A 24,218-nucleotide genomic window follows, 5' to 3' on the forward strand; every position below is an offset into this window, starting at 1 on the left:
GGCCACACGGGCGTGTGGCAACGAGAGGCGCATCAAAGACGCCTGACTCAGAAACTCATCTCGATCACGTCATCCGGCACGATCAGCTTGCCTGCGGTTTTGGCCACGATTTCTTCCACGCTGACCCCCGGTGCGCGTTCGCGGAGGATGAAAGCGCCGTTTTCGATTTCGAGGTAGGCCAGATCAGTCAGCACCTTGCGGATGCAGCCTGCGCCGGTCAATGGCAGGCTGCAACGGGTGAGCAGTTTGGATTCGCCGTCCTTCGACGCGTGGGTCATGGTGACGATGATGTTGTCGGCACCCGCCACCAGGTCCATCGCGCCACCCATGCCCTTGACCAACTTGCCGGGGATCATCCACGAAGCAATGTTGCCCTCGATATCCACCTCGAAAGCGCCGAGCACCGTCAGGTCGACATGGCCGCCACGGATCATGGCAAAGGATTCGGCCGACGAGAAAATGGAAGCGCCGATGCGCGCGGTGACCGTCTGCTTGCCGGCATTGATCATGTCCGCGTCGATGGTGTCTTCGGTGGGGAAGGCGCCCATGCCCAGCAGGCCGTTTTCCGACTGGAGCATGACGTCGATGTCATCGGGCACGTAGTTGGCCACCAGGGTCGGAATACCGATGCCAAGGTTCACGTAATAGCCGTCCTTGAGTTCACGGGCGACACGTTGAGCCATTTGTTCGCGGGAAAGTGCCATCGTCTGAAGCCTCTTTATTGTTGTACGGCCAAGGCTGCGCTATCAGGATTTTCTGACGGTGCGCTGTTCGATGCGTTTTTCGAAAGTGCCCTGAATGACCCGGTCGACGTAGATGCCGGGGGTGTGGATCTGGGTCGGCAGCAGCACGCCGGGCTCGACGATTTCCTCGACCTCGACCACGGTGATCCGTCCGGCGGTGGCCACCACCGGGTTGAAGTTCTGTGCGGTATGACGATAGATAACGTTGCCGAAGTGGTCGGCTTTCCAGCCCTTGATCAGGGCGAAGTCACCGGTAATGGCCTCTTCCAGAATCACGTTGCGGCCGTTGAACTGGCGGGTTTCCTTGCCTTCGGCGACCGGCGTTCCGTAACCGGTTGCGGTATAGAACGCCGGAATGCCCGCGCCACCGGCACGCAGTTTTTCCGCCAGGGTGCCTTGTGGCGTGAGTTCGACTTCCAGCTCGCCGCTGAGCAGCTGTTTTTCGAACAAGGCATTCTCGCCGACGTAGGACGAAATCATTTTGCGGATCTGCCGGTCTTCCAGCAGGATGCCGAGTCCGAAGCCGTCAACGCCGCAGTTGTTGGAAACCACGGTCAGGCCCTTGATGCCCATGCGCTTGATCTGCGCGATCAGGTTTTCCGGAATGCCGCACAGGCCGAAGCCGCCGCAGAGTACCGTCATGTCGTCGGTCAGCCCGGCAAGAGCTTCTTCGTAGGTCGCTACTCGTTTATCGAGTCCAGCCATGATGATCCGCCTTTTGTAGTTGTTGACCGACAGTCGCACTGCCGGAGGATCGGGTGATCTGCATCTTCTCTCGGCAGGACTGATTTGTTAATTTTGTTTTTCTGATCAATTCATAAGAAAAGCAAATATATGAACGTCAAGCAGCTTCGCGCTTTTCTGGCCGTCGCGCAGTACCTGAGCTTCGCTCAGGCCGGCGAGCGACTCAACGTGTCGCAGCCGGCCTTGAGCCTGACGATCAAGAGCCTCGAGGAGGACCTTGGCGGGCAGCTGTTGACGCGCACCACGCGCAACGTCGGTCTGACGCCCGAAGGCGAAACCCTGTTGCCGCTGGCGCGCCAGTTGCTGGCCGACTGGGACAACACCGAAGAACTGCTGCGTCAGCGTTTTACCCTGCAAACGGGCCGGGTATCGGTGGCCGCCATGCCGTCGTTTGCCGGCAACCTGCTGCCAGCGGCCTTGAAGGTGTTTCGCGGGCGCTACCCGCGCGTCAATGTGGCGGTGCATGACGTGATCAATGAGCAAGTGCTGGAAATGGTCCGCCATCGCCGTGTCGAACTGGGTATCGGCTTTGAGCCCGAGTCGAACAGTGCCCTGTCGTTCACCCCGTTCTATATGGATCGCTTCGTCGCCGTGGTGCCACGGGAGTCGTCGCTGTCCGAGCGGTGTGAGGTCACCTGGGAAGAACTGCTGCGTGAAGACTTCATCGCCCTGCAACGCCCGTCGGCGGTGCGTTTGCTGCTGGAGCAGGCTATCGAGCCGCGCCACGGCAAGCTGGCGGTCGCGTTCGAGAGTCATCAGTTGTCGACCATCGGGCGCATGGTTGCCAATGGTCTGGGCGTCAGCGCGGTGCCGTCACTGTGCATCGGGCAGATGCAGGAACTGGGGGCCTGCTGCGTAGCGCTGGTGGAGCCGCTGATCGAGCGGCGCATCGGGCTGATGATGCTCGCCGATCACAAGCTTTCAGCGGCGGCTCAGGCGTTGCGCGAGGTGTTGATCGAGAATGCTCGCAACAGTCGATAGCGACTATCACGGCGGATGATTTTTGCTGCGTCAGGGGCAGGCGTAACCTTGCTTCATTCCTGAAATGAAGCCGACCGGAGGCCCCTGATGAACCGTATGCTTGCCCTTGCGCTTGTCCTGACATTCACTGTTGCGCTGGTTTCCGGCTGCTCCACTCACCACGCTGTCGAGCAGCGCGCGTTCAGTGCTGAAGAAAGCCATCAACTGGCCCTTGAAGATCTCAACCGTCGCGGCCTGTCATTTGATGAGTATCAGGCACGCAAGGCGCAATTGATGGCGGATCCGCAGCTCCAGCAGGCGCGGGACTTCGATGAAAAAGGCGAAACCAGCGTTGACCTGGGGGTCATGGGGCAGCAGCCACAAGGTTAACAGTCTGCCTGAAAAGGGTTTTACGTAAAAACTGTACTGCTGCAATTGGCCTTTAACTGTCCGTGTGTTTCCTGCAACGCCTTCGATAGGGTGAGTACCTGACTCACTGATCCGGACAGGCAGCATGTTTCTCTCTTTCGATTTGCTTCTGGCGTTCACGCTCTTCGCGTTCGTCACCTCCATTACTCCCGGCCCCAACAACATGATGCTGCTGGCCTCGGGCGTGAATTTCGGTTTCAGTCGCACCCTGCCGCACATGCTGGGTATCAGTGTCGGTTTTTTCGTTCTGGTGCTGGCCGTCGGCTTCGGTCTGGGCAGTGTGTTCAAGGCCTGGCCGGTTCTCTACACCATCCTGCGCTACGTGGGCGCTGCCTACCTTCTGTACCTGGCCTGGAAAATCGCCACGTCGGGGCCCGCGTCCGATAAGGTCGACAGCCAGGGCAAGCCGCTGAGTTTCATGAGCGCCGCGCTCTTTCAATGGGTCAATCCCAAGGCCTGGATCATGGCGATCGGCGCGATCAGCACCTACACCCCCATGCAGGGCTACTTCTACAATGTGCTGGTGATTTCGGCAGTGTTTGCGCTGATCAACCTGCCCAGCGTGGGCGTCTGGGCAGGCTTTGGCAGTTTGCTGCGCAACGTTCTGCGTGATCCGCTCGGGTTACGTATTTTCAACGGCGTGATGGCAGCGCTGTTGGTGGCCTCGTTGTATCCGCTGTTTATCGAGCATTGATGCCGAGGCTATTCCGCGGATCTACAACGCCAGTTGCAAATGCCCGCCAGCCTGCTTGTGACGCGCCTGCAAGCGGCGTTGCAGGCCGTGGTGGAAATGTTCCAGCCCTTCATGCAGGCGCTCGGTGAGAACTTCGTCCAGCGTACCGCCTTGTTCGTTGTCGTCGTAGCTGACCTGGGTATCGATGGCGAAGATGCCGTGCAGCACTTCCTGCGACTTGAGCGCCGACAGCACCGGTTTGAGCGCGTAATCCACGGCCAGCATGTGCGCGATACTGCCGCCGGTGGCCAGCGGCAAGACCACTTTGCCATGCAGCGCGCGCTCGGGCAGCACGTCGAGCAGGGTTTTCAGTGCGCCGGAAAATGACGCCTTGTACACCGGCGTACCGATCAGCAGGCCATCGGCCTGGCTGACCGCTTCGATCAATTCCAGCACCTGCGGGCTGTCGAAACGGGCGAAAAGCAGGTCCTCTGCATTGAAGTCGCGTATGCGCAATGTGGTGACTTCAACGCCGTGGCTCTGCAGCCAGCGGCTGGCGTGGGCCAGCACAACGCCGGAACGGGATTTTGGGGAGGGGCTGCCTGAAAGTGAAACGACGCGCATGTGGGATGTCCTTGCGATAAGCGTAAACCTGCAAAGCAGCTTATGTGCCAGCCTCTTTGTGTGGCTGGCTATGGCCCGCAGCTATTGGGTCTGCGTGTATTGCATGCAGGGGGAGAGAGTTCGCCGCGCTGATGCAAAAGCCGTCAACTGTCGAACAGCTGTTGCTCTGGCAACAGTCTGACGCGGTGTGACAGGCAAAAAAATCCCTGCACAACCGCGTGCAGGGAGATGGGTGAACGGCCGTCCGGGTCAGTTGCGAAAGGCCGCACCGGTCTGTATCACACTGGCCGAGCCGAGCAACTGGCTGATGAAGCGGCTCCAGCGGGTGATATCGGCAGGGCCGACGAACACCACATCCTGCGCCTTGAGCTCGAACTGCCCCGCCAGCAGGTAGGCAGTGGGCTTTTTCGCATTGAGGTGGTAGACGGTGGAAGGCGCCTGGGCAAAGTTTTCCGCACCGCGTATGACGTACACCGCATCGCCGTCTGCGCTGTCCGGGCTGAGGCCGCCGGAGTTTCCCAGCGCTTCGAGCAGGGTCAGGCGGGTGGTGCCGAACGAGATCACCTGAGGGTTACGGACCTCGCCCAGCACGTAGATCTTGTTTCGCGAGTTGCTGTTCAGGTGCAGGTAATCGCCGTCCTTGAGGAAGATCCGGCTCAGTTGCGAGTCCCGGCGGTTCAGCGAGTCGATGTCGATCAGGTAATCCTTGCCCTCCCGGCGCAGGGTCAGCCCGGCCAGGTTGGCGTCGGTCAGGTCGACGCCGGCGACACTCACCGCCTGCACCAGGCTCAACGGAATATTGGTAATCGGTTGCGGGCCTGGGACCTTGAAAGAACCGGACAACAGTATTCGCTGGCTGTTGTAGCGCAGCACTTTGACGTCGACCTTGACCTCGGTGTATTGCGGCGCCAGGCCCATGCGCAACTGCTCACGAACCTCGCTGACCGTTCTGCCACTCGCGCGGATTCTGCCTACATAGGGGAAGTAGAGCGTGCCGTCGTTGAGCACTTCCCGGGTGTTGGCATCCAGTTGGTCCTGTGAGCCCGGCGCGGTCAGTTCGGGGTGTTCGAACACGGTGACCAGCAAGGTATCGCCAGCACCGATCACGTATTCCGGAGTTCTGTAGTCCAGCAGCGCCTGCGGCAGGGCCTTGGCCTCTGCGGTGGCGCGCAGTTGCTGTTGCTGCAGGGTTTTCGGGGTCACCTCGATCAACTGTGCCCGGGGCTCGTCAGGTTTGTCGAGGGTGACGTCATCCGGCGTCATATGTTGCCCCGGCGCGAATGCACAGCCTTGCAGCGCCAGACTGACCAGCAGTAACGCAGTAACGCTTCGATTCATGACGTTTTTCCTTTCATGGGATTGCTCCGTTCGTGTTGCGTACCGAGGGTGTTGGGTGTGTGCTCGGGGCAGCGCCGGCATCAGAAGGCGTTCTTGTTGACGAACCCCTTGAGCAGCGTCAGCAGAATGATTTTCAGGTCCAGCCAGATCGACCAGTGCTCGATGTAGTCCAGGTCGAATTCGACGCGCATGCGCATCTTGTCCAGCGTGTCGGTTTCGCCGCGCCAGCCGTTGATCTGCGCCCAGCCGGTGATGCCGGGCTTGACCTTGTGGCGCAACATGTAGCCGCTGACCTGCCCGCGGTACTGCTCGTTGTGGGCAATGGCATGGGGGCGAGGGCCGACGATGGACATGTCGCCGTGCAGCACATTGAAGAACTGCGGCAGTTCATCCAGCGACGTGCGTCGCAAAAAACGGCCCAGCGGCGTTACCCGCGCGTCGTTGCGCGTCGCCTGAAGCACCCCGTCGGTGTTCTCCTGGACGCGCATGCTGCGAAATTTCCAGACCATGATCGAGCGGCCGTCCAGCCCGTAGCGGCGCTGGCGGAACAGCACCGGGCCGGTCGAGGTGAGCTTGATGGCTGCCGCGATGGTCAGCAGCGGCACAGCGATCAGCAACAGAATCAGGCTCGACAGCACGATGTCTTCGGCACGTTTGGCCAGGCTCCAGGCACCGTCCATGGGCGAGTCGAAAATGCTGATGCTGGCCAGGCCGTTGATGCTTTCACTGCGCGCATGCAGCAGGTCGAACATGAACACATCCGGAATCAGGTACACCGAGGCGGTGGTGTCGCTCAGGCCGGTAATCAACTCGCGCAGTTGCGGTTCGGCGCTGAAGGCGAGGGTGATGTACACCTTGTCGATCCGGCCTGCGCGGGCATCGTCGATCAACTGCTGCAGATCACCCAATACTGGCGGGCGGCGCTTGTGCGCCTGCAGATTCATCTGCTGCGGGTGCGTGTCGTAAAAGCCCAGCAGGATCAGGCCCATCCAGGGCGCCAGGGCGATGGACCGGGCCAGCCGCTCGCCGACCTGCCCGGTGCCGACGATCGCCACCCGACGCGTGTTGAAGCCACGCCGACGCAACGTGTGCAGGGCTAGACGAATCAGCAGCCGGTAGCCGCACAGCACGGCGAGTGCCAGCGCAAACCAGCTCATCTGGCCGTTATCGGGCAATTGCGTCTGGTTGAGCAGCAGGCTGTTCAGCGACAGCAGGGTGATGAAGGTCATCGCCCAGTAACTGAAGACCTTGGTCAGCTCGCGCAGAATGCGCTCGCCGCGCCATGAGCCATACAACTGGTGGTACTCGCTGACCCAGTGAAAGACCAGCACCGCGAGGAAAATATGCGACCAGGTCTCTGTGCTGTCGGTGACCGTCAGCCCGGTTTGCCAGTAACCGATCAGCACGATGACGGTCAGGTCCAGCAAGCGATGGGCGAGCGAAAGCGCTGACTGGTGGGCACGCAGAATGCCGCGGACTGAAGTACGCATGGGAAGGGCTCGCTCAGACGGTTTTCAGGGAGACAACACGGCCCGGCAGTTCGCTGCCCAGGCCAGGCGATGCCTGGGCGACCCATGGCGACTGAGGCAGGCGCGCCAGATGGATCCCGCTTGAGACGGTCAGACGGTCCTCGACGAAGGCCTTGATCTCCTGCTCGAAGCGCGCGACCGAAAACCGCTCGGCATTGGCCCGGCAGGCCTCGGAAGAGATGCGTGATTGCGCCGCTTCGAATTCGCCGATGGCGGCGATCAGTGATGCGACCGTTTGCTGTCGGTAGAACACGCCGGTCGGTTGCGGGTGATCCAGGCCGTGCACGGTCTCCATGACGCCGCCCTTGGCGAAGGCGATGACCGGCGTGCCGCAGGCCTGGGCCTCGACCGGGCTGATGCCGAAGTCCTCCTCGGCGGCAAAGACAAACGCTTTGGCGCTGCGCATGTGCTCGAGCAGCACGTTACCTGGCTGAAAACCCAGCAGCGTCACGTTGCTCACCTGGCTGGCAATGGCCTGCGCCTTGGCCAGGTCCGGTCCGTCGCCGATCATGATCAGGCGTTTGTCAGGCATCGCGGCGAAGGCTTCGACGATCATCGGCATGCGTTTGTAAGGCACCATCCGTGAGGCGCAGAAGTAGAAGTCCCCGCGCGCGCCTTGGGCAGTGAAGCCGAGCGTGTCCACGGGCGGGTAGATGACGGTGGAGTCGCGTCGATAGGCCTTGCTGATGCGCGCACCGATAAACCCGGAATTGGCGATGAAGGCATCCACACCGGTCGACGTGCGCTGGTCCCACAGGCGAATGTAATGCAGGATCAGACGTGCCAGACCACCCTTGATGCCCTTGTTCATCCCTGACTCCTGAAGATACTGGTGCTGCAAGTCCCAGGCATAGCGGATCGGCGAGTGCACATAACTGATGTGCAATTGGTCCGGGCCGCACAGCACGCCCTTGGCCACTGCGTGGCTGCTGCTGATGATCAGGTCATAACCGGACAGATCCAGTTGCTCGATGGCCAGCGGCATCAGCGGCAGGTAGCGCGCATAGTGTTTGCGGGCGCCGGGCAGCTTCTGGATAAACGTCGTTCTGGCGACCTTGCCGTGCAGGTGCGCGCGGTCCTGATCGCTGAGGAAGTCGATGACGGCAAACAGGTCCGCAGCGGGCCAGACGTTGATCAGTGATGCAAGCACGCGCTCGGCACCGGCGTAACTCACCAGCCAGTCGTGGACGATAGCGATTTTCATGGGCGTTCCTTGCTGTAATGGCCCGCGCTACTGCGGATGCGACGGCGCGCATCCTGGCGTTGCTGTTGTGGAGTCAGGGTTTGCCGGTGGACGATTCGGCGGTGACGTCCAGTCTGCTTTGCTGCGCGGGGTCGGACGCCAGCAACGTGTCGATGCGCTGGGAAAGGCGCTGCGCGGAAAGCTCCCAGGAAAAGCGCTGCACGTTTTGCAGGCCTTGTACACGCAGCGCGTTGCGCAACGGCGCATCCAGCAGAATGCGCTGCATGGCTGCGGCCATGTGGCTGACGTCCAGCGGGTCGAAATACAGCGCACTGGCCTGCAGAACCTCGGGGATCGATGCGGCATTGGCCGCCAGCACCGGGCAGCCGCAGGCCTGGGCTTCGAGCGGCGGGATGCCGAAGCCCTCGTAAAGCGAAGGGAACACGAACGCGGTCGCGCCCTGATATTGCTCGATCAATTCGGCATCACTGAGGCGCCCCAGAAAACGGATGCGCGGGTCACGGCAGGCGAGGTGCTGCAGGTTCGGGTCGGCGAACAGCGCGCTGGCTGCGCCGACAATGTGCAGTTGCAGATCCGTGTGGCCACGCAGGCTGAGAAAGGCCTGAATCATCCGCCTGAAATTCTTGTGCACGGCCGGCGAGGACACGGCCAGCAGGTATTTCGGATGATTCACCGCGGTCGGCCCCGGGATGAAATCGTCGCTGACCGCAGCCGGTACGACGAGTATCTTGTCTTCTGCGTAGCCATAGAACGAGGATATTTCTTTGCGCGAGAAGTGGCTGCCGGTGATCAGCGTTTTGGCGCGCGACAGCAGGATCGGGGTGATGGTCCGATAGGCCAGCCGGAACAGCCGGGTGTAACTTTGCGGGTAGCGCACATAGTTGATGTCATGGTGAGTCGCAATCTGGTTGCCATACAGCATGGGCCCGGTGTTGCTGATCGAGATCAGCAGCGGACTGCCCCGACGTTTCAGGTACAGCGGCAGGTCGATCTGCTCCCACGCATGCCCGGTGGAGCGCCCGATGCAGTGCGCCTCCAATGCGCTGGCGCAGTCATGCCGTCTGATGTTGTGCGGGGTAACGAATAGCAGATCGTCGCGCAGTCGCTTCAGCGCTCGGCACATCTGCTCTGCGTAGCGCTGTACACCACTGATGTCCTGGGTAAGAAACCGTGCATTGATGAAAATCATCTTGAGCATCCTGCTGATGAAGGTGAGCTGATGGGTGCCACACCGTGTCCGTGATGTCGTCAAATGGGGCGATTGCGCCCGTTCGCCGTGCTACGTGCTGCGGTCCTGCAAGGTCTGGGCAAAAATGCTTTCGTACTGGTCCAGCATCAGGTCCAGATTCATCAACGACGCGACGCTGCTGCGTGCCTGGCTGCCAAGGCGTGCCAGCAGTTCGGGCTGCTGATGCAGCCTGAGCATCGCCAGCCCCAGTGAGTCAGGATCATCGGGGCTGCACAGCAAGCCGTTGAGCGGTTCCTGAATGATTTCCGTGAGCCCGCCCATGCGGCTGGCGATGACCGGCAGCGAGTGCGCGCATGCCTCGACCGCGACCATGCCGAACGGCTCATTCCACAGGGAAGGCACAATCGCCACATCGATCTGGCGATAGAAGTTCTCGGGTCTCTGAAAACCGACGAAACTGATGTCGGGGGACGTGACCATGGCTTTGAAGCGCTTTTCGTCAGTCGACTGTCCGCGCCCGGCAATCTGCAGGGTGGCTTTGAACGGCAGGCGCTGGAACTGCTCGATCAGCCACTCCAGCCCCTTGTTGGTCGACAGGGTGCCCAGGTAACCGAAACGCAACGGTGCGTTATCGACAAGTGCCTTGGGCTGCTCGCGAAGCGCTGGCGTAAACGGGCTGGCGTTATGCACCACATAGCCTCTGGCATGCTTGAAATAATCCTGCTCCCGCAGCGTGTCGAGCATGAAGCGGCTGACACCGACCACCGCGCTGACCTGTTCCGACTGGTGTGCATGCTGGCTGCGCAACCGTGTGCACGTCGTGCAGCGGCGCTGACAGCTTTTGCCCTTTCTGAACATCGTGCTTGCCGGGCACAGCAAGTAAAAGTCGTGCAGCACCTGCACGATCGGGCAATTGGCCTGGGTGATCTGGTCCCATGCCGAGACCGACCAGCCCGTCAGGTTATGGCACACCACCAGTTCCGGCTGCTCCAGCTCCATCACGCGTTCCACGGACTCACGCATGCCTGCGTTGTAGCGATCGCGCCAGTGCCAGGCAAAGCGCGCCAGACGGCCCGGACGCTGGGCGATGAAGTGCCAGTAACAGTTAAGCAGGCCGGCTCGATAGACCTTGACCCGGTTGACCTCCGCCAGTTGCAAGCCAGGTCGGTCAGTGGTGGCCAATACCGCGACGCTGTGCCCGCGCTGCTGCAAGCCCTCGACGGTACGTTGCAGAATGATTTCTGCGCCGCCGCCGATATCGGGTGCGTAGAGGCTGTTGATGAAAAGGATTTTCATAGCGGGTAGGCCCTGTTCAGGCCCAGCCTGCCGGCTTCGCCCTCGCGAATGGCGTCGTTGAGCAGGTCCAGACGCTGCGCTGCGCCACAGCGCCAGGCATACAGGTTCAGCAGGCAGAGAAAAACCCAGCGATTGAGCCGATAGCTGATTGGGGAGGCCGCCCAGACATGTTTGTCGAACCAGGCCTGATTGCGCGCTGCGTAGTAGGCGCGCAGATCCGATCCGCCCAGCAGGTAGCTTTCATAGACATTGCGGGTACGTGCCTTGATGTTCCAGGAGTCTTCCAGATCGTCCAGCCGCGCATCGGGCACCAGAAACAGCTTTCCGCCACCGTCGGTGATGCGCCAGGTGTATTCGCTGTCATCGCTGTACAGCTTGAGAGCATCCAGCGGCAGGCCGATCTTTTGGTAAAGGCTGCGATGGGCAAGCAGCCCGCCGTAAGTGGCAAAAGGCAGTTGCACGTGTTCCGGCATCAGCCGGGTGGCATCGGGCTTTCCCCACGGCAGGCGTCGCCAGATCTTGTACGGCAACTGTGCGATGTGAAAGCCGAAGAAGCTTGAGCGCCGCTGGATCGCATATTGCAGCGGCACACCTGCGGCGATGTCGGCTTGATGCGTGGGGCGAAAGCCGAGCACCGCGCAGTTGTCCTGGCCGTCGATGAGTTGCCGTTCACGCAAGGATCGATGCAATGCCTCGATGGCATGCGCGGTCGGTGCGTTATCGTCGTCCATCAGCCAGATGCAGTCGTCTCCGGTTTGCAGCGCGGCGTTAATGCCCACCGAGTAGCCATTGGCCGAGCCGGTGTTGTGCGGCAGCCAGATCACCTGAACCCGATCGGGCCACTCATCGCACAGCGCTTGCAGTGGCGCGGTGGAAGCATTGCTGACAACGATCACGCGGCCAATCAGCGGGCTTTCCAGCGAGCGGCTGATCAGGGTGTGCAAATAGCTGAAACGGTCACCATAGGTGAGCGTCACCAGGGTGGTCTGACGCGGCATGGTGCGATTCCGAGGCTGGTGAAACAGGCGTGCGACGCATGCTTTCAGTACACGTCGTGCGGCAGGTTGCGGCGGGTTCGAGCGCTAGGCGCTCGCCTCGATTCGCGACAGGCTGCTGATCGGCAACACCACTTTTTGCTGACGTTGCAGCATATTGAGCAGGATCACCGCGCGCTGCGCGCCATCTTCACTCAGAAAGATGGCCTCGACTTCACCCCAGCTGGCATGGGTGATCAGCACCGCGTCCCCCTGGGTAAACTGTGTTTTCGGCGCGGGTGTGGCGAGTCGTTGGCGGATCTGCTCGATCAGATGATCCCGAACCGGGACCGGATGACCACCGAAAGTCACGATGCGCGAGACGCCGCGGGTGGAGCGAATCGGGTACCAGTTGTCCTGCACCTGATCCATGTGAATGAACAGATAACCGGGGAACAAGGCCTCGCCGGCCTGAACCCTGGTGCCGGGTTTTTTTGCATCGACCTGTAACGGTCGATAGCACTCGAACTGCTGACGCCGCAAATGTTCTTCGGCGCGGGCTTCCTGCCGTGGTTTGGTCTGGATCAGGTACCAGCGGACATCCTGGTCGGAGTGGGACATGGTTAATTCCTTTTAAATGAAACAGCTCGGTCAGCGGCAAGCAGCGCCCCGGCTATCGGGGCGCGGGGTGGTAGTTGTAGCCGTAGGCGGCGCAGTCGTAGTCGGAGGTCGTGGCCTTGCGCACCACCGCGTTGAAAATGGCGCCCTTGATCAGAATTCCGTTCTGACCCAGACGGCGTTTGCTGGCTTCGATTTCCTGGACGGTGGTCATGCCAAAGCGCGCCACCAGCAGGCAAGTGCCCGCCTGACGGCCCACCAGCGTCGCATCGGTCACGGCCAGGATGGGCGGTGTGTCGATCAGAATCAGGTCATACAGCGGCGACAGTTCGGCAAGCATCTTGTGGAAGTTGTCATGCATCAGCAGCTCCGAGGGGTTGGGCGCGGCGAAACCACAGGAGATGAAATCCAGATGCCGGACACGGGTGCTGTTGATGACCTCGGTACAGCGCAGACGCGCCGCCAGTGTGTCGGACAGCCCGTGTTTGGGTTGCAGACCGAAGAGGCGATGCAGGTAGCCTTTGCGCATGTCGGCATCGATCAGCAGGACCCGTTTGCCGGTCTGGGCAATGATGGTCGCCAGATTGCTCGACACAAAAGACTTGCCGGCACCCGGTGTCGGGCTGGATATCATCAGCACGTTGTTGCGCGCTTCAAGCATGGCGAAGTGCAGGCTTGTGCGCAGGCTGCGCAATGACTCGATCGCCAGCTCGGCGGGCGCGGCAATGCTCAGCAACTTCGACTCCTGTCCGGCATGGTCGCGCTTGTCCAGATGCTCCTGTTGGCGCGAGTGCGGCAGCGACGCGTAGACCGGCATGCCCAGATTTTCAATGCTCTCGGCGCTTTCGATGCCGCGATAGAACGCCTGGCGCACGAAAACCATGGTCATCGCGACCAGCGCGCCGAGCAGCGTGGCAATCAGCACGATCAGTGTTTTCATCGGTTTGACGGGTCTTTCGACATTGGTGTCGGCGTTATCGATGACCCGTACGTTGCCGATGTTGCCGGCGCGCAGAATGTCCTGCTCCTGGCTTTTGTTGAGCATCAGTGTGTAGGTCTGGCTGATGACCTGCATATCACGGGTCAGGCGCAACAACTCCTGCTGGGTCATGGGCAGCGCGTCGATTTTTTTCAGCAGGCCCTGGCGCTGTTGTTCCAGCTGGTTCATCTGGCTCATCAGGCTGCGATAGGTCGGGTGCTCGCGGGTATACAGCCGTTCCAGTTCGACGCGTTTGAGTTTCAGTTCCGACAGCATTGAGTCGAGACTGACCACTTGGTCAAGCACCCCCTTGGTTTCGATACTCAGGTCCACCGACCGGGCGCTGGTCTGGAAGGTATTCAGTGCGGTTTCCGATTCTTCGAGCTGCTTGCGTACGGCGGGTAACTGCGAGCGCAAAAACTGCAGTCGCTGGGCGGCTTCGGCAGAACTGCGCTCGACGTTCTGGCGTACATACAGATGGCTGACTTCATCAAGAATGCGGTTGGCCCGTTGCGCATCCTGGTCCTCGATCGACAGGTAGATGATCCCCGAATCCCTGCCGGCCTCGGCGATCTTCAGGCGGTTCTGATAGATCAGCGCGGTGCTGAGTGTGCGCTGTCTGGAGACAGTGAAATCGGTACCGGGCCGGGCCTGCAACGTAGCGACCTGAATCTTGATTCCGTAGCCTTCGACCACGCGATTGATCGCCCCGCCGAGCAGCAGATTGTGTTCGCTATCGTAGAGCGAGAACTGGCCGGGTTTGCCTGCGGTCAGGGTGAGTTTTTCACCCAGCAGGTGCTCTGGCACTTCCAGTTGGAACACCTCTATTTTTTCGCCGCCCCACGCATATTGGGTCAGGCCGAATAAAGGCTGCGCCAGTTCACCGTCGCGTGCGGGCTTGAAGGTGCGATACAGATAAGGACCGATCACAGGAAACAAGTCAGGTGTCTGGAGCCTATTGAGCTTCAGATCGTCGACGACCTTGCCCAGCAGCGCGCGGGACTTGATCAACTCGATCTCGGTGGTCGCCTGCGACACCGAGAGCGGCTTGGCACTGACTTCCGGCGTACCCTCGATGCCGATTTTTCGGGGTTCTATCTGAATCATGGCGGTGGCCTGATACACCGGCGTGGCCAGAATGGCGTAGCCCAGGCCGAGCAGAAAAAACAGGCCGACGGTCCACAGGATCAGGGTTTTGTGATCGAACAGCATCCGCAGGACCGTTGCCAGATCAATCCGGGAGTCCGCTTGGAAATTCAGGGAAGGATGGTTCATGACGGTCATTTATCCTGTCGCTCCTGACTGAAAATGGGGAAGCCAGTCGTCGATGCAGCGTGAGAGCTGCGCGTAGGTCTGTTCGAAGGCTGACGCGGGCCGCCGGTAAGGGTCGGTGATGTCGAGCGGGTCTTGCCATTTACCGATCAGAAACGCTTTGCCGCGCACTTCGGGGGCCAGTTCGAGGACGTTGGAAAAATGCGCCTGCTCCATCAGCAGGATCAGGTCGGCCTCGCGCAGCAGCTCGCGATTCACCTGGCGAGCGGCATGCCGCCGAGGCTGCACCCGGTGCGACTGCAGCACCGCATGTGCCGTCGGGTCGATCGACGAACCCGATAGCGCGGCGATGCCTGCCGACTGGATACGCACCTGCGTGGCCTTCAGGCGTTCATGCAGCATCGCGACCGCCATCGGGCTGCGGCAAACGTTGCCGACGCACAACACCAGCACACTACTGAACATGAGCGTTGCCAGTGTCCGGCAACAGGCGCCTGCGCAGATTGCCGATCACGTTGCCTGCCACCTTCCACACCGTCTGCAGCTTGTGACGGGGGGCGAGTGCGGCCAGCGACAGGCACACCGTCTGCATCAGGAAATACTGGTACAGCGGCTGATTGCCCAGGCGGTTGTAATAGTTGGCCAGGCTTGAGCAGGTCTGCAGGTTCATGTGCAACTTGCGTTTGTCACTGCGCATCGAGAACACCCCGCCAGGGTGCATGCGATAGGCGGCCGGCTTGATCCCGGCCATGAACTTGCCCTTGCCGTAGGCCCCCAGCAACGACCACCAGCACATATCGTTCAACGGCGCGCTGCACAGGCTCAATTCGGGCGGCATCTGGCTGAACACATTGCGAAAACAGACAGTCAGGGTCGAGAGGCGTCTCGCTTTTTGCAACTCCAGCGCCGAGGCATCGGCGCGCAGATGACCTTGCAACTGCACGCCATACTGCCCGTGCTCATCGAAGACGAACGCATCGTGATAAGTGATGACGTAATCCGGATGAGCTTCGAGAAAGTCCACTTGCAGCTGCAGTTTTTGCGAATCGGTCCAGTAGTCATCGGCTTCGCAGTAGGCGATGTAGCGACCGCGTGCTTCGCCAAACAGGCCCGGGACGCACGCGCTGCCCTGACTGTACTGATTGACCTGCTGATAGAAGGCCCGAATGATCGTCGGATGCCGCTCGGCGTAGTGCGCAATGATGCGCGCGGTGCCGTCGGTGGAGGCGTCGTCGTTGATCAGGATTTCGTACCTGAAATCGGTCTGCTGTGCCAAAAGCCCGTCCAGCGTCTGAGCGATGAAGCCCTCTTGATTGTAGGCGGGGCATACGATGCTCAGCAGCGGCGGCGCCAGGCAGGTTTCGTCGGTATTCTTTACAGTGTCGTCCATGGCTCAAGTACTCGGTTTACTGAACAGAACATAGAGTTTCGATGCCAGCGGCCGGTGACTCGTCGCCACCAGTGTCAGGGTGACAAGCCCGCTGAGCGCGAGTGCCAGAAGCACGCTGATTCGGCTTTCACCGGCAATCAGATTGAAGACGGGGGCGCTGACCACCAGGCCTGCAGCGCTCATCGCGCTGATCCGCAGAATGTCGCTCAACCACTGGCGATGAAGACCGGGGGCCAGGTGTCGATGCACGATGACTGGCCATATCGCGAAGGACGTCGCCCGCAGAAAAAACCACGCCAACGCCGCGCCGTACATGCCCTGGTAATGGATCGCCAGAACCATCACCGGCACGCTGACCAGCGTCGATATCAGGCTGTACCACAGGTGCAAATGCATCCGGCCATAGGCGTATTGCAGATAGAACTGAAAGGCACTGGCGGCCATGATGGCGCTGCCCAGCGCATACCAGCCCAGCACCGGACGACTCCAGCGCGCGGCAACCGGATCGCCGGTCCAGGCGAGGATCAACGGCTCTGCATACAGGGCAATGACCGCAGCCAGCGGGAATAAAAAGGTACAGGCGAGGCGATTGGCGGCCAGAAACAGGGCGTGCATATCGTCGCGTCGTCCTTCGGCCATCAACACGGTCAGGCGCGGCAGCAGCGTCTGGACCAGCGGGTTGGTCAGCATCACGATGCCGGTAGTGATCAACGCGACCAATGAGAAATAGCCGTACTGGTCCAGCGGCAGCAGATTCGACAAAAGAGCCTTATCCACCTGAGTCAGCACGATCCACAGCACAGCACTCAGCGACAGGCTGGCGGCGAACGGCAGGATCGGCTTGATCAATGGCCAGTCCAGACCGGTCAGCCAATGCGGCGCAGGCATTTGCCCACGTGCCTTGCCGGCAAACAGCAGGGTTTCGATCAGCCCCACCGCGAGTTGAAATTCAAAAAAGTCCAGTGGGTCCCGGGAAAACTGACTGACCAGCACCAGGCCACCGAAGTAGCGCAACGTCGCGATCGACACATTGGCGGCGTTGAGCCAGGCATGTTGTTCAAGACCCTGAATCGCGCTTTTGTACAGCGTTGAATACAGGCGCAGGGCAATGATGATGCCCATCAAGGTGATGCAATGGGTCAGCGTGTCGGGTTGTAGCGTGTTTGCGTTCAACCAGTGCGCGGCGATCCAGGGGCTGAGGACACCGACAAGCAGGGCGCTGAACATGGTCATCGGCAGAAAGATCAGTTCGAACGAGCGCAGCAGACGGCCCAGGTGTTGTTTACGTGCTGGAGTGTCTCGCGCATGCGCCACCGCACGCACCAGGCTGGGCGACAGGCCGGCATCCAGCAATTGCAGCCAGGCCTGCAGCAGGGTGAAAAAACCGATCAGGCCGTACGCTTCGGCACCCAGGTGGCCCAGATAGAACGGCATGATCAGAATCCCGACCAGCAGCACGTAAGCCTGCCCGCCGTAATTCAGGAGGGTGTTACGAATGAGGGAATGTTTGCCTGGCATGATCGTCAGCAGACCTGTGCAACGGTGCAAGCCCGATAGTCAGTCTCGCTGCAGGCTTCGATCAGGGTGCGGATGACCAGGTCCTGCTCGCTTCTCAGCAGACCGGGATAGATCGGCAGGCACAGCACTCGCTCGCTCAACGCTCTGGAGACTGGCTGGCCGGGTTGCGGCTGCAGGTATTCAAGGGTGTCCAGCGACGGGTAGAAGTAGCGGCGAGGGTTGATCTTGTGCTGGTTGAGTGCCGTGCGCACGCCCAGCAATTGTTGCTCGTCGCGCAGGGCCACGGGGTAATAGCTGTGATTCAGCTGGCTATCGGCCTGGGGTGTCTGCAGATCCAGATAATCTTGCAGCGACGAAGTGTAGTGGTCGGCTATCTCCGCGCGCGCTTCGAGAATGTTGCCGATGTTGTCGAGAATGCACAGTCCCATGGCGGCGGAGAACTCATTGAGCTTGGCGTTTATGCCGAGGCCATCGATCCGGTCGACGCCGGAAATGCCGAAGTTGCACATCAGATGGGCTTGTCTGGCCAGCTCGTCATCGTTGGTGATGATCGCGCCACCTTCAATGGTGTGAAACAGCTTGGTGGCATGGAAGCTCAAGGTGCTGATGTCGCCGTGATTGAGCACCGACTGGCCTGCGTGACGCACGGCGAATGCGTGTGCGCCGTCATAGACGACCTTGAGCTTGTGCTTGCGGGCTATTTGCTCGATGGCTTGCACGTCGCAAGGATTGCCGAACACGTGGGTGGCGACGATCGCCGTGGTGTCTTCGGTAATGCTGTTTTCGACGTGGTTGGGCGAGATGTTCCAGGTGTGCGCATCGATGTCGGCAAAGATGGGCCGGATGCCTTCCCATTGCAGCGAGCTGCTGGTCGCGACAAAACTGAATGGCGTAGTCACTGCGCTGCCGCTCAGCCCCAGCGCCCGATAGGCCACTTGCAGGGCCAGGGTGCCGTTGTTGGTCAGAATAATGTGCCTGACGCCCAGGTAGTCTTTGAGTCGGTCCGTCAGCTCCCTGGCCAGCGGCCCGTGATTGGTCAGCCAGCCACGTGCGTAGATGCCTTCGACATAGCGTTTGAACTGGTCGATATCACCCAGGTACGTCTTGGTCACGTTAATCATCGAAGCCTCCATGTTTCTATGAATCAGTGCGTTGCCAAGCGGGTGACCGGGCATCCGTTGCAGACGTACGTTGATTGCCGGGCACGCTACCGCCGAACCGGTCGATCCAGTCAGGGAGCCGTTTACCGAGCATCAACGCATAAGCGTCGAGTGGGTCGCATTGCAACAGGCAACGCTACCGCCACACCGAACGCATTCAGCATTTAAAAAAGGAATGGAGAGTCAACAGGCATCCGCCAGCGCCGGATAAGCGCCGTGGAAATAACTGACAGGGTGAGACGGGACAGCAGTCAACTTCGGCTGATTATTCCGACGCTATGCTCTGCGGCATGTGCGTAAAACCGGAGTGTGCCTGACGGTCCTATATATCGGTGGCGGCAGGGTATCTGTCAAATTATTTCGTCAGGTTTCTGTTAGATTTTTGATAAATGGTAGATTGAATAATCTAAAGTATTGATTTATAAGACTGTCAAAAAAATATCATCTTTCGATGTGTATTTAATGACACAGACTGCCGCCTCAGTCGGGCGTGCAGAGATCAACAGACTTTACGATGGCCAATTTCTTTATATTCTATTTTTGTCTATATAAATATTAATTGATAATTTTTAGTTCTATTTGATTTCGTGCATGATCCTCTTCATGGTCTGTGAACGAGGAGCGCGCATGAACGAGCCAGTGCTGTATTTCGATTACGCCGCCACCACCCCTGTGGACGAGCGCGTTATCAGAGTGATGGTCGATTGCCTGGGGGTGTCAGGCAACTTCGGCAATCCGGCCTCCAGCTCCCATTCGTTCGGCCAGAAGGCCCGCCTTGCAGTGGAGCTTGCCCGTGAGCAGGTTGCGCATCTGGTGGGTGCGCAAGCCTCGCAGATCATCTGGACTTCCGGCGCGACCGAGTCCAGCAATCTGGCACTCAAGGGGGTGGCTCAGGAGCGTGCCAAGCGCCAGGCAGCCGTCGCCGGAGGCAAACCCGGTCATATCATCACCAGCCTGATCGAGCACAAGGCTACCCTCGACACCGCCCGTCAACTTGAGCAGGAGGGCGTCGAGGTCACCTGGCTGGCGCCGGACAGCGAGGGCCTGATCAGTGCCGATGCCGTCAGTGCAGCCTTGCGTGACGATACATTTCTGGTCTCGCTGATGCTGGTCAATAACGAACTGGGTACCGTTAACGACATCGCCGAAATCGGCAGACGCGTACGGGGGCACGGGGCGCTGTTGCATGTCGACGCTGCACAGGGCGCTGGCAAGCTGCCAATCGACCTCAGCCAGCTCGCGGTAGATTTGATGTCGCTCTCGGCACACAAAATCTACGGGCCCAAGGGCATCGGCGCTTTGTACGTCGGTCCGCGTGCGCAGCAGCGTGTTCTCGCCCAGATACATGGGGGAGGGCACGAATGTGGCTTACGCTCGGGGACACTGGCAACGCATCAGATTGCCGGAATGGGCGCGGCCTTTGCCTTGGCGGCAGAGGTGCTCGAAGGTGAGGTGGTTGAAATACAGCGGCTGAGCGATCTTCTTTGTAAACGCCTGGCCGGGATTCCCGGGGTATGTATCAACGGCAGTCCCACACAGCGGATTGCCCACACACTCAGTTTTACGTTCACCCATAACGATCTGGACGTCGCCGCGCTGGGTGAGAGCCTCGCCTTTTCGTCCACTTCCGCCTGCAACTCGGCGAAAAACCTGCCGTCGCATGTCCTGCTGGCCCTTGGGCTGAGCCCGCAGGCCGCCAGCCAGACCATACGCCTGAGTCTGGGGCGCTTCACTCGCGAGCAGGACATAGCGCGCGCGGCTGACTCGATTCGCGCCTCTCTGATTCAGCCAGCGTTCTGGGCGGTTGCTCAGGCTCGATGAGTGCTCCATTATCTGAACCGGTGAAAGCAGTCAATTTCCGGGTCAGCAGGAGAGTCAATGAGTACGCAATCCAATGCCAGTTCAGACGTGGCAGAACGTTTGGCGCAAACCCGCGCCTTGATGAGCAGGGAGCGCATCGATGCCTATCTGGTGCCGTCAGCGGATCCGCACCTCTCCGAATACCTGCCCGGCTATTGGCAGGGGCGCCAGTGGCTGTCGGGTTTTCACGGCTCGGTCGGTACGCTGATCATCACCCAGGATTTCGCCGGCATATGGGCTGACAGCCGCTATTGGGAACAGGCCACCAAGGAGCTGGCTGGCAGCGGCATCGAATTGGTGAAGCTGATGCCCGGCCAGCAAGGCCCGCTCGAATGGCTGGCAGATGAAGCCAAGGCAGAGAGCGTGGTTGCCGTTGATGGGGCGGTTCTGGCCGTTGCCTCTTCGCGGACATTGGCAAGCAAGCTCTACGAACGTGGTGCGCGGCTGCGAACCGATATCGACCTGCTCACCGAGCTGTGGCAGGACCGCCCCGCGTTGCCGTCTCACCCGATTTACGAGCATTTGCCTCCCCAGGCGTCACTGGACCGTAACGAAAAACTCGCGCGGGTTCGTCAGATTATCGTCGAGCGAAAAGCTGACTGGCATTTCATCGCCACACTGGACGACATCGCCTGGCTGTTCAATCTGCGTGGCGCAGACGTTTCCTACAATCCGGTGTTCATCGCATTTGCCTTGATCGGTCCGCAAAGCGTCACGCTGTTCGTGGACTCGAAGAAAGTACCGGACTCGGTACGTGCGCGCCTGGAGCGCGACGGTATCAACCTCATGGAATACACGCAGATTGGCGCCGCCTTGCGCGAACTGCCTAAGGACGCGCGACTGCTGGTCGATCCGGCGCGGGTTACCTGCGGGCTGCTCGATTACCTGGACAGCGAGGTCACGCTGGTTGAAGGGCTCAACCCCAGCACGTTGCTGAAATCGCAAAAAACCGAGACCGATACGGCCCACATCCGTCAGGCCATGGAGCAGGACGGCGCCGCGCTCTGCGAGTTCTTCGCCTGGCTGGACAGTGCGCTGGGGCGAGAGCCTGTCAGCGAACTGACCATTGATGAAAAGCTCACTCAGGCACGCGAGCGACGTCCGGGTTATGTCTCGCCCAGCTTTGCCACCATTGCGGGATTCAACGCCAATGGCGCGATGCCGCATTACCGCGCGACCGAGGCGGAGCATGCGCGGATAGAAGGCGACGGTTTGCTGCTGATCGATTCGGGCGGGCAGTACCTTGGTGGTACCACCGACATCACGCGCATGGTGGCGATCGGAACACCGAGCGCTGAACAGAAACAGGACTGTACTCGCGTGCTCAAGGGTGTGATCGCGCTATCGCGTGCGCACTTTCCCAAGGGTATTCAGTCGCCGCTGCTGGACGCAATTGCCCGAGCGCCTATCTGGAGTGAGGGTGTCAATTACGGCCATGGCACCGGGCACGGTGTGGGGTATTTCCTGAATGTGCACGAGGGGCCGCAGGTCATTGCCTATCAGGCACCTGCAACACCGCAGACGGCCATGCTGCCGGGCATGATCACGTCCATCGAGCCGGGTACTTACCGGCCTGGGCGCTGGGGAGTGCGTATCGAAAACCTGGTGATCAACCAGGAAGCCGGTAAAACCGAGTTCGGCGAGTTTCTGCGCTTCGAAACGCTGACGCTGTGTCCTATCGACACCCGTTGCCTTGAGGTGTCGATGTTGAACGCAGAAGAACGCACTTGGCTGAATGACTACCATGTGCAGGTTCTGACGCGCTTGAGCCCATTGCTGCAGGGCACTGCGCTGCTGTGGCTGCAGGCCAGGACGATTCCTGTCTGATCAAGCTTTCGCGTTGCCGCAGGCTCAGTCCTGCGGTAACGGTTCAGCCAGTGGTGCTGCTTTCCTGCAGACGATGATCATGCTGCGGCTGGTGTAACCCGCCGGGTTCAGGCCGAACGGATAGTCTTCGGGCTCCTCGGTGGCATCGCCGGACTTGGCGATCACCTTGAATGTTCTCGACGCGCAGGAGTTGGTAGCCAGTTCGTAGCATTTTGCCCAGGACGAGGTGAGGCCTGAGCAGTTGATGTGGATGCCTCGCTTGCTTTGCGTGACGGGTTTGGACGTGGCTGCACAACCTGCCACAGCCAAGATGGCCAATACGACAAAAATGTATTTCATTCCTTTCCTTAGCGGGCCATTGCTGATCGCGATCCATCCGATTGACTGGACCATGAGTCTTTTGAACTGTAACGCATAGCCACCGAAGATAAATCGGTCAGGTACAAACATGGCGCATGCGCGTAACAAATGCTAGTGCCATATGGCTTCTTGATGCGTGGTAAGTTCAGTCGGCCGGTACCAATTGAGGTTTGCTGTTTGCAGAGCCAAGGGTTGCGCCGATGGACGCGAAGATGATTGCGCCGATCGCCAGCCATTGAGTCAGTGAAAGGCTTTCATGGAGAAACACCAGGCCTGAAAGCGCGGCGAAGACGGGTTCCAGGCTTGCCAGCGTGCCGAATGTACGCGCTGACATCCGCGTTAGGGCAATCATCTCCAGGCTATAGGGCAGGGCGGTCGAGAGGATGGCGACACCCAGTGCTGCGGGTATCAGTGAAATATCCAGTAACGCAGAGCCTGCGTGTATCACGCCTATTGGCCCTATGAACAGCGCGGCAATCACAACGCCAAGCGCTGCTGTCTGCACACCATTGTCGGCGCCGGCCTTGTGACCGAACACGATGTATGCGGCCCAGCACACGCCTGCGCCCAAAGCATAGCCGGCACCGAGCAGATCAATTGCGGCAGCTGAGGTCCCCAGCGGGATCAACAACAGCAGGCCGATGACTGCCAGAGTCACCCAGAGAAAATCAATGGGCTTGCGGGAAGACAGCAAAGCCACAGCCAGCGGACCGGTGAATTCCAGCGCTACTGCAATCCCCAGGGGCACTGTCTGCAACGACATATAGAAGAGAAGGTTCATGCAACCCAGCGCAATGCCGTAGATCACGACGGTGCGTAACGACTTAGCTGTCAGATTCGCCCGCCATGGTCGCAGGACGGCAACCAGAATAAGGCTGGCAAATACCAGTCGCAGGGTCGTTGTGCCTTGCGCACCCACGACAGGGAAAAGACTCTTTGCCAGCGATGCGCCGCTTTGAATGGAGATCATGGCGATCATCAGCAGCCCCAGAGGGAACAGGGCAGAGGCTATGTTGCGGGATTTCTCAGACATTTCAGATGTACATCCTGGGTGTGATCCGGGCAAAGGTAATGACGCATGATGCGGAATAATCAAGTATTGGGCAATATATTGCGCAAGGCGCGCGTGCTCTTCTATATAGGTAATCACGAAATGGTCAATTTCGGCGATTTTGAAATTAACGGTTGACGCCCTCTGTGAGGTGTCTATAATTCGCCCCACTTCCGGCGCAGACGGAAACGAAAAAGCCTTGTAGATCAATAGTTTGCAAAGTTTTAGAGTGAAGAGTCAGCGAGGAAGGAGGTCGGGTCTGGATTGATCGACAGCGGTGAGAAAAAAGAGTTTGACACGCGGTTGTAACGCTGTAGAATTCGCCTCCCGCTGATGAGCAACTCCAGAGTTGATCGCAGCGCAAGTGGTTGAAGTTGCAAAGGAAACTTTGAAAACTTCTTGAAATAACCGCTTGACAGATACAGAGGACGCTGTAGAATGCGCGCCTCGGTTGAGACGAAAGGTCTTAACCCACCGCTC

Annotated in this window: 22 protein-coding genes and 1 pseudogene; 5 read left to right on the forward strand and 18 right to left on the reverse strand. The window is 59.8% G+C overall.

From position 1 onward, the window contains the following. Positions 1-47: 47 nt before the first annotated feature. The gene (locus BT119_RS22405; RefSeq protein ID WP_003370578.1) at positions 48-704 is read right to left on the reverse strand and encodes a CoA transferase subunit B; all 657 of its coding nucleotides are present in this window, start codon (positions 702-704) and stop codon (positions 48-50) included. A 42-nt stretch (positions 705-746) separates the two neighbouring features. Further along, positions 747-1,448, reverse strand: coding sequence for a CoA transferase subunit A (locus BT119_RS22410; RefSeq protein ID WP_003391701.1), 702 nt, complete (start codon positions 1,446-1,448; stop codon positions 747-749). 129 nt (positions 1,449-1,577) lie between these two features. On the opposite strand from BT119_RS22410, the gene BT119_RS22415 reads away from it, so the two are divergent. From BT119_RS22415 to BT119_RS22425, 3 genes are all read left to right on the forward strand, one after another. Further along, positions 1,578-2,468 (forward strand): LysR family transcriptional regulator, encoded by an 891-nt coding sequence (locus BT119_RS22415; RefSeq protein ID WP_003436436.1) that lies wholly within the window; start codon positions 1,578-1,580, stop codon positions 2,466-2,468. Between the two features lie 87 nt (positions 2,469-2,555). Continuing rightward, positions 2,556-2,837 carry a hypothetical protein gene (locus BT119_RS22420; protein WP_054081634.1) on the forward strand — a complete coding sequence of 94 codons (282 nt, stop codon included), beginning with the start codon at positions 2,556-2,558 and terminating at the stop codon, positions 2,835-2,837. Between the two features lie 124 nt (positions 2,838-2,961). Continuing rightward, on the forward strand, positions 2,962-3,570 hold the full coding sequence (locus tag BT119_RS22425; protein WP_003370588.1) for a LysE family translocator: 609 nt from the start codon (positions 2,962-2,964) through the stop codon (positions 3,568-3,570). Positions 3,571-3,591: 21 nt separating this feature from the next. Here BT119_RS22425 and ssuE read toward each other — a convergent pair whose 3' ends face one another. From ssuE to BT119_RS22490, 13 genes are all read right to left on the reverse strand, one after another. Next, a complete protein-coding gene (gene ssuE, locus BT119_RS22430) occupies positions 3,592-4,173 on the reverse strand; it encodes an NADPH-dependent FMN reductase (RefSeq protein ID WP_003436439.1) in 582 nt (193 codons plus the stop codon). A gap of 249 nt (positions 4,174-4,422) precedes the next feature. Next, positions 4,423-5,511, reverse strand: coding sequence for a polysaccharide biosynthesis/export family protein (locus BT119_RS22435; RefSeq protein WP_054081636.1), 1,089 nt, complete (start codon positions 5,509-5,511; stop codon positions 4,423-4,425). An 80-nt stretch (positions 5,512-5,591) separates the two neighbouring features. Further along, complete coding sequence (locus BT119_RS22440) at positions 5,592-7,001, reverse strand: undecaprenyl-phosphate glucose phosphotransferase (protein ID WP_072366944.1); 1,410 nt, start codon at positions 6,999-7,001, stop codon at positions 5,592-5,594. Positions 7,002-7,014: 13 nt separating this feature from the next. Continuing rightward, positions 7,015-8,244, reverse strand: a complete 1,230-nt coding sequence (locus BT119_RS22445) for a glycosyltransferase family 4 protein (protein WP_044308579.1) — start codon at positions 8,242-8,244, stop codon at positions 7,015-7,017. Positions 8,245-8,317: 73 nt separating this feature from the next. Then, a complete protein-coding gene (locus BT119_RS22450; protein ID WP_072366945.1) occupies positions 8,318-9,433 on the reverse strand; it encodes a glycosyltransferase family 4 protein in 1,116 nt (371 codons plus the stop codon). Positions 9,434-9,523: 90 nt separating this feature from the next. Beyond that, on the reverse strand, positions 9,524-10,729 hold the full coding sequence (locus BT119_RS22455; RefSeq protein ID WP_072366946.1) for a glycosyltransferase family 4 protein: 1,206 nt from the start codon (positions 10,727-10,729) through the stop codon (positions 9,524-9,526). Beyond that, positions 10,726-11,727: a glycosyltransferase gene (locus BT119_RS22460; RefSeq protein ID WP_065349552.1), complete on the reverse strand. Its 1,002-nt coding sequence runs from the start codon at positions 11,725-11,727 to the stop codon at positions 10,726-10,728. Before BT119_RS22460 ends, BT119_RS22455 begins: the two co-directional genes overlap by 4 nt. 84 nt (positions 11,728-11,811) lie before the next feature. Then, positions 11,812-12,324 carry a transcription/translation regulatory transformer protein RfaH gene (rfaH, locus tag BT119_RS22465; protein WP_003370606.1) on the reverse strand — a complete coding sequence of 171 codons (513 nt, stop codon included), beginning with the start codon at positions 12,322-12,324 and terminating at the stop codon, positions 11,812-11,814. 52 nt (positions 12,325-12,376) lie between these two features. Next, positions 12,377-14,584, reverse strand: coding sequence for a polysaccharide biosynthesis tyrosine autokinase (locus BT119_RS22470; RefSeq protein WP_072366947.1), 2,208 nt, complete (start codon positions 14,582-14,584; stop codon positions 12,377-12,379). After that, positions 14,585-15,037, reverse strand: a complete 453-nt coding sequence (locus BT119_RS22475; RefSeq protein ID WP_003436458.1) for a low molecular weight protein-tyrosine-phosphatase — start codon at positions 15,035-15,037, stop codon at positions 14,585-14,587. It abuts the gene before it with no gap. Further along, on the reverse strand, positions 15,027-15,962 hold the full coding sequence (locus BT119_RS22480; RefSeq protein ID WP_072366948.1) for a glycosyltransferase family 2 protein: 936 nt from the start codon (positions 15,960-15,962) through the stop codon (positions 15,027-15,029). The genes BT119_RS22475 and BT119_RS22480 overlap by 11 nt, the downstream gene beginning before the upstream one ends. 3 nt (positions 15,963-15,965) lie before the next feature. After that, the gene (locus BT119_RS22485) at positions 15,966-17,480 is read right to left on the reverse strand and encodes a lipopolysaccharide biosynthesis protein (RefSeq protein ID WP_072366958.1); all 1,515 of its coding nucleotides are present in this window, start codon (positions 17,478-17,480) and stop codon (positions 15,966-15,968) included. A 5-nt stretch (positions 17,481-17,485) separates the two neighbouring features. Further along, positions 17,486-18,601, reverse strand: coding sequence for a DegT/DnrJ/EryC1/StrS family aminotransferase (locus tag BT119_RS22490; RefSeq protein ID WP_072366949.1), 1,116 nt, complete (start codon positions 18,599-18,601; stop codon positions 17,486-17,488). Between the two features lie 666 nt (positions 18,602-19,267). On the opposite strand from BT119_RS22490, the gene BT119_RS22495 reads away from it, so the two are divergent. Next, positions 19,268-20,461 (forward strand): cysteine desulfurase family protein, encoded by a 1,194-nt coding sequence (locus BT119_RS22495; protein WP_072366950.1) that lies wholly within the window; start codon positions 19,268-19,270, stop codon positions 20,459-20,461. 57 nt (positions 20,462-20,518) lie between these two features. Continuing rightward, on the forward strand, positions 20,519-22,327 hold the full coding sequence (locus BT119_RS22500; protein WP_054081644.1) for an aminopeptidase P family protein: 1,809 nt from the start codon (positions 20,519-20,521) through the stop codon (positions 22,325-22,327). Between the two features lie 24 nt (positions 22,328-22,351). Here the strand turns inward: BT119_RS22500 and BT119_RS22505 are convergent, their stop codons facing one another. From BT119_RS22505 to BT119_RS27380, 3 genes and pseudogenes are all read right to left on the reverse strand, one after another. After that, the gene (locus BT119_RS22505; protein WP_003370625.1) at positions 22,352-22,666 is read right to left on the reverse strand and encodes a hypothetical protein; all 315 of its coding nucleotides are present in this window, start codon (positions 22,664-22,666) and stop codon (positions 22,352-22,354) included. Positions 22,667-22,832: 166 nt separating this feature from the next. After that, positions 22,833-23,720, reverse strand: coding sequence for a threonine/homoserine exporter RhtA (gene rhtA, locus BT119_RS22510; protein WP_003370628.1), 888 nt, complete (start codon positions 23,718-23,720; stop codon positions 22,833-22,835). A gap of 242 nt (positions 23,721-23,962) precedes the next feature. Next, positions 23,963-24,218 (reverse strand): annotated as a pseudogene (locus BT119_RS27380) (hypothetical protein); the annotation flags it as partial.

This window comes from Pseudomonas sp. NFACC10-1 (genome assembly GCF_900119195.1).
GTDB classification, from domain to species: Bacteria; Pseudomonadota; Gammaproteobacteria; order Pseudomonadales; family Pseudomonadaceae; genus Aquipseudomonas; species Aquipseudomonas cerasi.